This is a genomic window from Citrobacter sp. S39, assembly GCF_009495675.1.
GTDB lineage: Bacteria > Pseudomonadota > Gammaproteobacteria > Enterobacterales > Enterobacteriaceae > Citrobacter > Citrobacter freundii.
In genome coordinates, this window is the sequence record NZ_CP045555.1 from 1,976,708 (window position 1) to 1,989,622 (window position 12,915).

Annotated in this window: 10 protein-coding genes; 7 read left to right on the forward strand and 3 right to left on the reverse strand. The window is 51.0% G+C overall.

Annotated elements, in window-relative coordinates; all coding sequences use genetic code 11:
• Nucleotides 1-100 precede the first annotated feature (100 nt).
• Nucleotides 101-1,876: an L-fucose isomerase gene (fucI, locus tag GFB57_RS09405; RefSeq protein WP_003034050.1), complete on the reverse strand. Its 1,776-nt coding sequence runs from the start codon at nt 1,874-1,876 to the stop codon at nt 101-103.
• A 464-nt stretch (nt 1,877-2,340) separates the two neighbouring features.
• On the opposite strand from fucI, the gene GFB57_RS09410 reads away from it, so the two are divergent.
• The 7 genes from GFB57_RS09410 to fucO all read left to right on the forward strand — a co-directional run bounded on the left by GFB57_RS09410 (nt 2,341) and on the right by fucO (nt 10,515).
• On the forward strand, nt 2,341-3,840 hold the full coding sequence (locus GFB57_RS09410; RefSeq protein WP_290366965.1) for a sugar ABC transporter ATP-binding protein: 1,500 nt from the start codon (nt 2,341-2,343) through the stop codon (nt 3,838-3,840).
• A gap of 3 nt (nt 3,841-3,843) precedes the next feature.
• On the forward strand, nt 3,844-4,827 hold the full coding sequence (locus GFB57_RS09415) for an ABC transporter permease (protein WP_003034055.1): 984 nt from the start codon (nt 3,844-3,846) through the stop codon (nt 4,825-4,827).
• Between the two features lie 73 nt (nt 4,828-4,900).
• Nucleotides 4,901-5,851 carry a substrate-binding domain-containing protein gene (locus GFB57_RS09420; protein ID WP_003034057.1) on the forward strand — a complete coding sequence of 317 codons (951 nt, stop codon included), beginning with the start codon at nt 4,901-4,903 and terminating at the stop codon, nt 5,849-5,851.
• A 53-nt stretch (nt 5,852-5,904) separates the two neighbouring features.
• Nucleotides 5,905-7,485: an FGGY-family carbohydrate kinase gene (locus GFB57_RS09425; RefSeq protein WP_003034058.1), complete on the forward strand. Its 1,581-nt coding sequence runs from the start codon at nt 5,905-5,907 to the stop codon at nt 7,483-7,485.
• A 66-nt stretch (nt 7,486-7,551) separates the two neighbouring features.
• A complete protein-coding gene (locus tag GFB57_RS09430) occupies nt 7,552-8,550 on the forward strand; it encodes a LacI family DNA-binding transcriptional regulator (protein ID WP_003034060.1) in 999 nt (332 codons plus the stop codon).
• A 141-nt stretch (nt 8,551-8,691) separates the two neighbouring features.
• A complete protein-coding gene (gene fucA / locus GFB57_RS09435) occupies nt 8,692-9,339 on the forward strand; it encodes an L-fuculose-phosphate aldolase (RefSeq protein WP_003034062.1) in 648 nt (215 codons plus the stop codon).
• A 27-nt stretch (nt 9,340-9,366) separates the two neighbouring features.
• Nucleotides 9,367-10,515, forward strand: a complete 1,149-nt coding sequence (gene fucO, locus GFB57_RS09440; RefSeq protein WP_003034064.1) for a lactaldehyde reductase — start codon at nt 9,367-9,369, stop codon at nt 10,513-10,515.
• Nucleotides 10,516-10,591: 76 nt separating this feature from the next.
• Here the strand turns inward: fucO and xni are convergent, their stop codons facing one another.
• A complete protein-coding gene (gene xni / locus GFB57_RS09445) occupies nt 10,592-11,347 on the reverse strand; it encodes a flap endonuclease Xni (RefSeq protein ID WP_003034067.1) in 756 nt (251 codons plus the stop codon).
• 166 nt (nt 11,348-11,513) lie between these two features.
• Entirely contained in the window at nt 11,514-12,881 is a 1,368-nt protein-coding gene (locus GFB57_RS09450) for an L-serine ammonia-lyase (RefSeq protein ID WP_003034070.1), read from the reverse strand.
• Nucleotides 12,882-12,915: the final 34 nt, after the last annotated feature.

Below are 12,915 nucleotides of genomic sequence, written 5' to 3' on the forward strand. Positions count from 1 at the left end.
ATTGCCGGATGGCGGCTTCGCCTTATCCAGCCTACAAAACCGTGCGCTTCGTAGGCCTGATAAGACGCGTAAGCGCCACCATCAGGCAATTGCTCGATGTTTAACGCTTATACAGCGGACCGTAGTTCTGGCAGGCACGATAATCCTGGCCTTCCGTATCCATTCCGTGGGCTGCCCAGGCTGAAGGACGGTAAATTTTCTCGTCTTCCACGTTGTGCATGCAAACCGGGATACGCAGCATGGCGGCCAGAGTGATAAAGTCTGCGCCCACGTGACCAATCGTCAGCACTCCGTGGTTTGCACCCCAGTTAGCCATAACCGAATAGACATCGCTGAACGGGCCTTTACCGGTTAAGCGCGGGGCAAACCAGGTAGTCGGCCAGGTAGAGTTGGTGCGCGCATCGAGCTGGTCATGCATATCTTCCGGTAATTCCACGCTCCAGCCTTCTGCGATTTGCAGTACCGGCCCCAGGCCCTTGATGATGTTGATGCGAGTCATGGTGAACGGCACGCCGCCCTCGGTCAGGAAGCGAGAGGAGTAGCCGCCGCCGCGGAAGTATTCGTGAATAGCCGGACACCATTCGGTTGCCGCCAGGCAATCATCGACCTCTTTTTGCGAGATTTCCCAGTGCGGTTTCATGGTCGGTTTCCCTGCGTCGTCGCGCTGTTTGCAGGAACCATCCAGTGCAGCCGATCCCGAGTTGATCAGGTGAATAATGCCGTGCTCAGCAAGCCCGGTCAGCGGTTTACCCGTGACACGCTCCACCGCCTCTGGCGACCAGTAGGTGCGCACATCGGCAAAGACCTGCGCCGTGCCGGTAAGTTGATGACCAAACAGCATCGCCACGCCGTTCAGGCTGTCGTTTTCGGTGGCGACAACGAACGGTTCGCGTATGCCATTCCAGTCAAAGGAGCTGTTGAGCAGCGCTTCGGCGGTATCACCATTCGGATATTGATCGGTCCAGTGACGCTGGCCCTGGAAGCCTGCGGCAATCGCGTTGTATCCCAGCGACTCTTCAACCCGACCTTTGTCGGCCAGCTTCTGGTTACCCTGCATCATGTCGCGAATGCACATGGCCATCAGCAGGCTCTCTTTCAGCACCGCACGGCTTTGCTCTGCGTTGCGCTTATATTGCTGCGCGTTCTGATCCTCGCCGTAGCGGAAGTTTTTGTCCGCCCACGCCAGCGCCATTTCCAGCTCAGCTTCGTCATAGATTTTTTGGTCGATGCGACGACGCAGTTCGGTCATATCAACGGGTTGAACTTTCATTCCCAGCCAGGATTCAAAGAAGTTATGATCGACAATAGAGCCAGCAATGCCCATTGAAACGCCGCCTACGGACAGGTAGGTTTTGCCTTTCATACCGGCGACGGCTAAGCCCGCGCGGGCAAAGCGCAGCAATTTTTCTTCCACATCGGCAGGGATCGTGGTGTCGCCGGCGTCCTGTACGTCATGGCCGTAAATAGAGAAGGCAGGAAGTCCTTTTTGATTATGCGCAGCCAGCGCGGCAGCCAGATAAACGGCCCCCGGACGTTCTGTACCGTTGAAACCCCAGATAGCTTTCGGCCGCATTGGATCCATGTCGATGGTTTCGCTACCGTAGCACCAGCATGGGGTCACGGTGATGGTCACGCCCACATTCAGGCTGCTGAATTTTTCTTCGCAGGCGGCAGATTCCGCCATCCCGGCGATACAGGTGTCGGCAATGACACATTCAATTTGCGCTCCGCAGGCGTGACGAAGTTTCTCAGCGATCAGCGCAGCGGTGGCTTTAGCCATATTCATGGTTTGCTCTTCGAGCGATTCACGAACACCCATACGGCGCCCATCTATCACCGGACGAATGCCAATCTTCGGTAAGCTATTTTTTTTCATTCGAGGTTCCTCATCTCACTTTATGCCGTGCTGCAAAAGCGGATGTTGAACACCACCGTCGCAGTTGGCTGAATAACTCATTTTTGCTAACTCGAGTTAGCTTAGGTATTAGAGAGTTTTTTGCACAACTTTTTTGTTGTGGAACTGTGAGAGGCTTCACGAGAAGTGGTTAAAATTCGATCTGCGTCAAATAAACCAGAACGCATATTTTTGTATAAATCCTTTTAAATTAAGTATTTGCAATAAAATGTTTGTTCAGCGTCACAGATTTAAACCAAATGATTTGGCTAATTTGAGTAGCTAAAATAGCTTTAAAAGGCACTTCGCTAACTCGAGTTAGCATGATTGATAAAACGCATATGAACGTATAGGTAGTATTCGCATTAACGGTGACGATGGCTTCCTGGCAACGTTTTTTCGCCTGATTCACTGATTGCAGTTTCTGTATATTGAGGAAAGCAGCAATGTCTGAAACATTTTTACAGATGAGTCATATTACGAAACGTTTTCCCGGCGTATTAGCGTTGAGTAATGTGGATTTTGCTTTACGCAAAGGCGAGGTTCATGCGCTGCTGGGTGAGAATGGCGCAGGAAAGTCTACGTTGATGAAGATTTTATCCGGTGTTTATCAGCCTGATGAAGGAGATATTATTTTTGAAGGGCAATCTGTTTCTTTTGCGAACCCGTTGAGCGCACAAAGCGCAGGTATCACGATTATTCACCAGGAATTTAATCTTTTCCCTGAACTCACGGTAGAAGAAAATATTTTTATTGGCAGGGAGTTTTGCAAAAATAACCGCTGGCGTCTGGATGAAAAACAACAGCGACAGGCTGCTATCGATATTTTGCAAAAATTAAACCTGAATATCTCCCCAGAAACGCTGGTGGCCGATCTGACCGTCGCGCAACAACAAATGGTTGAGATTGCTAAAGCGATATCGGTGAATGCTAAGATCCTTATTATGGATGAACCGACGGCGGCACTGACGGAAACGGAAATCGACAGTTTATTTCAGGTAACCCGTTTGCTGAAAGAACAGGGGACGGGCATTGTTTATATCTCGCACAGGCTGGAGGAACTGGCGCTGATAGCCGATCGTGCGACGGTGATGCGTGATGGTCAGTTTATTGCCACTGTAGATTATGATGCGGTTAAAATTAGCGACCTGATTGCCATGATGGTTGGGTGGGACCTCGGCAATATCTATCCTCGTCGTGGACCTTTGGCTCAACGTAAGCCGGTGTTGGAAGTCAGCGGTCTGACTCGCAATGGTGTACTGAACAACATTGATTTCACCCTGTATCAGGGCGAAATATTGGGTTTCGCTGGTCTGATGGGCGCAGGGCGTACCGAGCTGGCGCGGGCGATTTTTGGCGCGGATCCCATTGATGGCGGTACCCTCAAGCTAAACGGAAAAGTGACGGTAATTAAAGATATTCCTGATGCTATCCAACAGGGTATCAGCTATTTAACCGAGGACAGAAAAAAAGAGGGGCTGGCATTAGGACTGTCCGTTGAGCGTAATATTATGTTGGGCAATTATCCTGAATATTCCGACCGCTATGGCAATGTGGACAGCAAACGTTGTCAGAAAACCAGCGAGGAACAGGTTAAAGCCCTACGGATTAAAACACCACATTTAGAGCAGGCGGCACTGAATTTAAGTGGCGGTAATCAGCAGAAAATTATTATTGCCAGATGGGTATGTAAAGATACCGATATTCTCATCTTTGACGAACCCACTCGCGGTATTGATGTGGGGGCTAAACTTGAAATTTATGAATTAATGAATCGATTGGTGGCAAAAGGGAAGTCAATTATCATGATTTCCTCTGAATTACCGGAAGTGCTGGGTATGTGCGACCGCATTTTAGTGATGCGTAATGGACGTATTACCGGGGAGTTAGCTTCTGATGACGCCACACAAGAAAAAATCATGCAATACGCGACGTTAGAGGACTAATTTATGACTATCTCTGTAACCTCTTCAGACAGCAATAATAAGAAAATAAAAATTAACAAAGAACTTTTAATGCGCCTTGCGCCGCTTTTGAGTCTGATTATTTTAGTAATATTTTTTAGTTTTGGTTCGCCATTTTTCTTTAACACTGAAAACATCATGACAATTGCCTTGCAAACGTCAGTGATTGGCATCATGGCAATTGGCGTTACCTTTGTCATTATCACTTCAGGAATCGATCTTTCTCTTGGCTCGGTAGTGGCCTTTTCTGGTGTTGCGGTAGGCATCAGCGCCACGCTGGGATTGCCTCTGCCTGTATGTATTCTGGCGGGGGTGCTGGCCGGGGGATTATGCGGCTATATCAACGGCCTTCTGGTCACCAAAATGACTATCCCGCCTTTTATCGCCACGCTGGGCCTGATGATGTCAGTCAGAGGCATCAATATGGTGATGACCGATGGTCGTGCGATTTATTTCGCTGATTACCCCACCTTCAAAATGCTGGCCCAGGGACGTTTGTTTGATGTGCTGCCTTATCCCGTTTTTTACCTGGTGGTGGTGGCGTTAATTGCCGCCTACATCCTGAAGAAAACGGTGATTGGTCGCTATGTTTACGCCGTGGGTAGCAATGAGGTAGCCGCACATCTTTCCGGTATTAAAGTTCAGCGCGTCAAAATTTTCGTCTACGCCTTTTGTGGTCTGCTGACTGGGATTGCCGGGGTGATTCTGGCCTCTCGCTTGAACTCAGGACAACCAACGGTCGGCGTGGGGTATGAGCTGGAAGCCATTGCAGCGGTTGTTATTGGCGGTACAAGCTTGATGGGCGGAATTGGTACCATCGGCGGCACGATCATCGGCGCATTCATTATGAGCGTGCTGAAGAATGGTCTGAACCTGATGGGCGTTTCCCAGTTCTGGCAAATGGTAGCCATGGGCGTGGTGGTCATTGCCGCGGTTTATCTCGATACATTACGCAAAAAAATTCGTTGATTTACGCTCCCGGAAGTCACGGGGCATCATAACCCTGACGTTTAGGGTGACTCACTCAGAACGGAGTAAAACAATGAGAACCAGGAATTTTGTCTATGCGTTATCCCTGCTGGCCTGTATGACATCCAGCGTATTGGCTAAAGATATGAACCTTCCGGTGGTCAGTAAAGGTTTCCAGCATGAATTCTGGCAAACCGTAAAAATGGGGACGGAAGCAGCAGCAAAAGAGTTGGGCGATAAAACCAGCTATGTTGGCCCGGCGGATGAAACTCAGATTGCCGAGCAGATTCAGTTGGTTGAAAACGCGATGGCGCAAAAACCCAATGGATTATTACTGGCTGCGTTAGATGCCAACGCGCTTGCGCCATTAGTTGAGACCGCAAATTCACGCGGTATTAAAGTTGTGACGTTTGACTCCGGCGTGAATTCTGATATCCCGGTGAGCTTTGTCGCCACGAATAACCGTAAAGCCGGTGCTGAAGCCGCAGACGCGCTGGCAGCGGAAGTGGGCAGTAAAGGGAAAGTGGGCATTATTGCGCACGTAGCGGGGACCTCTTCTGCGATTGAACGTTCGGAAGGGTTTATTGCCCGTATGAAGGAGAAATATCCGGATATTCAGGTGCTACCGGTCCAGTACAGTGATGGCGATCCGCAAAAAGCGATGGATAAAACCATCGATATGATCCAGGCCAACCCGGATATTGCAGGAATTTATGGCACAAATGAAGGCTCAACGCTTGGCGTAGCAAACGCTATTGATAGCCAAAATCTGAAAGGCAAAGTGAAGGTGATTGGTTTTGATAGCACAGAGGCAATCATTGCCTTCCTGAAGTCCGGAGTGATTCAGGGATTTGTGGTGCAGGACGCTTATCAGATTGGCTACCAGGGTATCAAGACGCTGAATGCAGCGGTATCGGGTCAGTCTGTACCGAAAGAGATTGATATTCCGGTGAAATTTGTCAGTGCGAAGAACATTGATACCCCAGAAATTGACAAATTGTTACACCCATTCGGTAAAAAATAAGACCGTTGGGGCGAGGTGCTCGCCCCATCATTAGCCAGCGTCAGGGAGTTACTATGGGCAGTGGATATTTCCTCGGTGTGGATGTCGGTTCCGCCAGCGTCAGGGCTGGTGTCTTTGATGCCAGTGGCACACGGCTGGCTTTTGCGACACGCCCCATCTCGCAGTTTCGACCCGGTCCTGAGCGGGTTGAGCAGTCATCTGCAGAAATCTGGCAGCAGGTTTGCCATGCGGTGAGAGAAGCTGTGTCGTCAGCGGGGGTTCCCGTCGAGGAGATTCGTTCACTGGGATTTGATGCCACCTGCTCCTTAGTTGCCCTCGATGAACACGGGCAGGGACTGGCGGTTTCGCCTGGTGAATCGCCAGACCATAACATCATCATGTGGATGGATCATCGCGCGGTAGATGAGGCCAAACGCATTAATGCCACGCAAGATCCGGCTCTGCGCTATGTCGGCGGCGAAGTCAGCGTAGAGATGGAACTTCCCAAGGTGCTGTGGCTGAAAAATCATTTTCCCGCAACGTGGCAGAGTGCACATCGTTTCTATGATCTTGCGGACTTTCTGGTCTCTAAAGCTACCGCCACTGATGTTGCCGGTTTGTGCACGCTGACCTGTAAATGGAACTATCTGGCACATGAACAACGCTTTAGCCACTCCCTGCTAGACGCCGTTGAATTAACGGATTTGTTGGGCAAAATCCCGTCGCGTATTCTTCCGCCAGGCGCTGGCGTTGGAACGCTTAGCAGCGATTCGGCCCAGGCGCTGGGGCTGACGACTGCAGTGGTCGTCGCCAGCGGTATGATTGATGCCCATGCTGGCGGAGTTGCGCTTGCCGGGGTTGAGCCTGAGGGGACGTTGGCGCTGATTAGCGGAACGTCAAATTGCCATATGCTGTGCAGCGAGCAGGAAATTCATACGCCAGGTGTTTGGGGGCCTTATTGGTCAGCCATGCTGCCAGGCTACTGGCTGACGGAAGGAGGGCAGAGTGCTGCTGGGGCGTTAGTCGACTGGACGCTTCAGGAATCAGGAGCCAGTGCTGAGCTGTTTCACAAAGCTGAGGCCCGGGGCTGCCATCCCATTGTTTTAGTTAATGAATGGGTTGCCGCACTTGAGGAGCAGGAGTCTGAGCCTGGTCGTTATCTGCATGTGCTTGCCGATCACCACGGTAATCGTTCGCCGCGCGCACGGCCCGATGCTCGAGGCAGCATCTGTGGTTTGACGCTGGAACGAGGTGAGATGCAGGTAGCTCGTCTGTACCTGGCGACATTACAGGCGATCGCCTGCGGTACGCGGCATATTATGGAAGTGATGCGTGAAAACGGTCACACCATTTCCCGACTGACGCTGTGCGGCGGCGCAACGCATAACCCACTGTGGATGAGAGAATATGCCGATGCTACCGGATGCGATATTCATCTTATTCAGGAAGAGGATGCGGTGACGTTAGGTGCGGCTATCACTGGCGCGGTAGCATGCGGCGCGTGGGCAACTATTCCATCCGCATGTCAGGCGATGGTTCGATCGGGCGAGGTGATTAAGGCGAACCCGGCGCGGCGGAACTTCTATGATCGCAAATACCAGGCTTATCTGATGCTGTGGGATCAGCAGCAGGCGATTAACCAACTTATGCAGTAAGACAAAAGTTTAAAATACTTTTATGATTGTAGATTGACGTTTTTGGATGTGGACTGGGGCATATAGATGGCTAAAACAGTAGAACAGATAGCCAGCGATCTGAATTTATCGGTTACGACCGTACGACTGGTGCTGAACGGGAAAGCAGAGCAATATCGAATCAGTGTCAAAACCCAAACGCGTATTAATGAATATGTCGAGCGCTATGGTTACGTCATTAACCATTCAGCACGTAGCCTGAAATTAAATAAAACGGATACTTTGGGATTGATTGTACCCAATATTTCCAACGTCTTTTTTGCCACACTCGCAGAAAAACTTGAGCAACGCTGTCGTCGTTCAGGTTATCAGTTAACGATTAGCTGTACCTATGACGATGTTGATTACGAAAATAAACTGACCAAAGCGTTAATCGCCCGTAATGTCGATGGCCTTTTTATTGTTCCCTCAACGTTAGAGAATCAGCAACACCATTTACGTCAGGTCAGAAAACCGATGGTGTTACTTGACCGTGATTTTAAGTATACCGATAACGCACTGGTAGAAAGTCATAACATCTTGGGCGGCGAGAAATTGACGCAGAGTCTGTTTGACGCTGGAAAGTCGCCAATCTGGTTTTTAGTGGGGGATACCGGATTACCCAGCATTGGTGATCGTTTGCAAGGTTATCTTAATGCATTGAACAATAATGGCATTTCACATAGAGATTGGGTGCGTGAAGGTCCGGACAACACTCCTGAAGGTGGTTATCGACTGATGGATGAGTTGATCGGCGAACAGGGCTGTCCGCAGGCGTTTATCGCCTCATCATTACCGGTACTGGAAGGGGCCATTAACGCTATTCGTAATCGTTTGGGCACAATTCCACCGGAAATTAATATTGGGACATTCGATGAACACCCAATGCTGGGATTCCTCGCCAATAATGTCTGGTCAATGCAACAGGATGAAAATGTCTGGGCGGAAAAAGCATTCGATATGATGATGAGTGCTATTGATGATCACCCAATTAAAGAAACTGTAAAAGTTGAGATGAAACTTATTAAGCGCGTAAGACAGCCTTAATATGTCGCTATAAATAAATCGGCCAACTGAATCTGAATAAATACGTTCAGTGGCTGCCTGTACCTGAAACCTGACCCGTCTTATTCTGCGGCTGTATTTTTCGCAATAAAGACGAGGGGAAACTGTACCCGGAGAATCATTATGGAAAGAATGCGTTTGTCGCGAGAAATCATTGAAACCTGTCTGGAAATGACCAGCCTTGGATTGAATCAGGGGACGGCGGGAAATGTGAGTGCGCGTTATGAAAACGGGATGCTGATCACGCCCAGCGGTATTCCTTACGAAAGACTTACTGAAAACATGATCGTGTATGTAGATAACGACGGGAAATATGATAAAGGACAATTACCCTCCAGTGAATGGCGTTTTCACCTGGCGGCATACCAGACGCGTCCGGATGCCAATGCGGTTGTCCATAACCATGCCGTACACTGCACGGCCGTTTCAATTCTTAATCGCCCTATCCCGGCAATTCACTACATGATTGCAGCGGCGGGGGGGAACTCTATTCCGTGTGCGCCTTATGCGACGTTTGGTACACGAGAGCTGTCAGAGCATGTGAGCGTCGCCCTGAAAAACCGTAAGGCAACGCTTTTACAGCACCATGGGTTGATTGCTTGCGAAGCGAATTTGGAAAAAGCACTGTGGTTGGCGCATGAAGTGGAAGTTCTGGCCCGTCTGTACCTGAGCACGCTGGCGATTGTTGACCCGGTGCCGGTGCTGGATGACGAGGAGATCGCTATTGTGCTGGAGAAATTCAAATCTTACGGATTACGCATTGAAGAGTAATTTCGCATAGCGAAAAGGAGAAATACAATGGCGAACAGAATGATTCTGAATGAAACGGCATGGTTTGGCCGGGGGGCTGTTGGCGCATTAACCGATGAAGTTATTCGTCGCGGTTATCGCAAGGCGTTGATTGTGACTGATAAAAATCTGGTGCAGTGCGGCGTTGTTGAGAAAGTGACATCCCGAATGGATGCTGCAGGTCTGGCATGGGAAATCTATTCAGGCGTTATTCCTAATCCAACCATTGCGGTAGTGCAGGAGGGATTGAGTGTCTTTCAGCAAAGCGGCGCAGACTATCTGATAGCCATCGGCGGAGGCTCCCCGCAGGATACTTGTAAAGCGATTGGCATTATCAATAATAACCCGGAGTTTGCGGATGTACGTAGCCTTGAAGGGTTATCGCCGACACGCTTCCCGAGCGTGCCGGTTATGGCTATCCCAACCACCGCGGGAACAGCGGCGGAAGTGACCATTAACTACGTGATCACTGACGAAGAGAATCGGCGTAAGTTTGTTTGTGTCGATCCACATGACATCCCGCAGGTGGCGTTCATCGATGCGGATATGATGGACGGCATGCCTGCTGCATTAAAAGCGGCTACTGGGGTAGATGCACTGACTCATGCCATTGAAGGTTACATCACCCGGGCAGCGTGGGCGCTTACCGATGCGCTGCACATTAAAGCCATCGAAATTATTGCCGGGTCATTGCGCGGTTCCGTTGCGGGTGACAGCCAGGCGGGTGAAGCGATGGCCCTGGGCCAGTACGTTGCCGGGATGGGCTTCTCCAACGTTGGTCTGGGATTAGTGCATGGCATGGCACACCCGTTAGGCGCGTTCTACAACACGCCGCACGGCATCGCGAATGCCATTTTGCTGCCGCACGTGATGCACTATAACGCCGAATTCACTGGGGAAAAATTCCGCGATATTGCCCGGGTAATGGGGGTTAAGGTTGAAGGACTGACGTTGGCGCAAGCACGCAAAGCGGCAGTGGATGCTGTCTTCGCCCTTAATCGCGATGTAGGGATCCCACTGCACTTACGCGATGTTGGCGTCCGTAAAGAGGATATTCCTGCATTGGCGCAAGCCGCATTTGACGATGTTTGTACCGGGGGAAATCCGCGTGAAGCGAGCCTTGGGGATATCGTCGAGCTGTACCATACTGCCTGGTAATCACCTGGCGTTTATCTGGCCTACAGGGTTATACGTTAAGTAGGCCGGATAAGCGCAGCGCCATCCGAAAATAAGACTACCGTGCCAGCCGTAGCTGCTGTAGGTTTCCGTCGATATGTAAGTTCGTTTGCAGCCGCGCGATATCGCGGCACAAAAACGCCATCTCCCGATGTTCTTCGAGTTTCTTACGCCATTTCTCCGGTACGTCATCCAGATGTTCATACAGTGCTTCCAGCGTTGGAAACTGCGTCAGCAATTGTGTGGCGCTTTTAGGACCAATACCGGCAACCCCAGGTATCTTAGAACTGCTGATCCCTGCCAGTCCCCAGTAATCAGGCAACTGTTGCGGCAGTACGCCGAACTCTTTCTCGATAAATGGCGCATCCAGCCAGCGTTTCTGGAAATAATCGCGAATACGCAGCGTTGGGGAGAGTAGCTGACAATAGCCTTTATCGGTTGAGACGATGGTTGCCTGATGTCCGGCCTGGCTAACTTTCACCGCCAGAGTTGCGGCTAAATCATCGGCTTCATTCCCGCTGGATTCCCAGCAGCAGACACCGCGCTGTTCAAAAGCGGCGCGTAAGGCGGGCATTTCCTTGTGTAAATCGTCAGGCATTGGCGGGCGACCGGCTTTGTAGTCAGGTAAGCGTTGGTGACGCCAGCCGCTGTTGCGCGCTTCGTCATCAAATACCGCCACGGCGTGTGTGGGCTGACTGTGCACAATCAACTGATCGAGCGCGTGCTGGCACGTCTCCACGCAGGGTGAGCCCTGTACGGCGTGAATTCGGCGGATAAGATTCAGTGCATCGACAATGAGCAGATGGACGGCCACGGTGTTCTCCCTAACAAATCAGTCTGTAGGGTAACATTCACGGCGAGTGGAGGCGAAGATCTGATACAACATTTTGCCGGATGGCGGCTGAAGCCTTATCCGGCCTACAAATGAATACGGCACTGTAGGCCGGATAAGCTTGCGCCATCCGGCAATGGGGTGGGACTTAATCGCAGGTGACAATTTTCATTGCCAAACCGCCGCGAGATGTTTCGCGGTATTTGGCATTCATGTCTTTACCGGTTTCGTACATGGTCTCGATAACTTTATCGAGGCACACGCGTGGCTCACTGGTACGGCGCAGCGCCATACGTGCGGCGTTCACCGCTTTCACGGACGCGATCGCGTTACGTTCAATGCACGGTACTTGTACCTGGCCGGCAACCGGATCGCAGGTCAGACCCAGGTTATGTTCCATACCGATTTCCGCTGCGATGCACACCTGCATTGGACTACCACCCAGCAGTTCAGCCAGACCAGCCGCTGCCATGGAGCAGGCCACGCCAACTTCACCCTGACAGCCGACTTCGGCACCAGAGATAGAGGCGTTCATCTTATACAGTGAACCAATGGCGCTCGCGACCAACATATAGCGTGCCAGAGAGTTAGCGTTCACTTCACGGATAAACTTGTCGTAATACGCCAGTACGGCAGGAACAATCCCGCATGCACCGTTGGTTGGCGCGGTAACTACACGTCCACCTGCTGCGTTTTCTTCGTTCACGGCCAGCGCGAACATGTTGATCCAGTCAACAACCGCCATCGGGTCAGTGGTGGTTTTGTCGCTGCTGACCAACATACGACGCAGCGCAGCAGCACGACGCGGAACGCGCAGTTTGCCCGGCAATACACCTTCGGTGGTGATGCCGCGCTCAATCCCGCTACGCATCACTTCCCAGACGTTAGCAAAGTGCTGTTCCAGCTCTTCTTTACTGTGCAGGGCCAGTTCGTTTTGCATCATCAGACCGGAAAGTGACAGGCCGGTTTCCTGGCAATGACGTTGCAAATCAGCTGCGGATTTATACGGATACGGCACGTTTACCGGAGAGTTGTTCGGTAAACCAAAATGTTCTTCATCAACGATGAACCCACCGCCAATGGAATAGTAAGTCTGGCTGTAAATGGCTTTTTCGCCCGCCAGTGCGGTAATACGCATCCCGTTTTCGTGCAGGGACAGATTGTCCGCATGGAAATTCATGCACTTGTCGACCGGGAACTCGACCTCATGTTGACCGTCTGCCAGCAGCAAACGCCCATGAGTATTCACATCCTGGATAAAGGAAGGGATGGCATCAATGTCTACGGTATCCGGCAGATTACCCGCCAGGCCCATAATAATCGCGATGTCGGTATGGTGACCTTTCCCCGTCAGAGACAAGGAGCCATAGACATCAACCACTACGCGGGTTACGTCAGTGAGAATTCCGCGTGCAATCAGGTCATCCGTGAATTGTTTGCCTGCTTTCATCGGGCCAACAGTGTGGGAGCTGGAAGGGCCAATGCCGATTTTGAAAATATCGAATACGCTAATCATGAGGCGTCCATTGTGTATCGAGATGCGCCGCCCC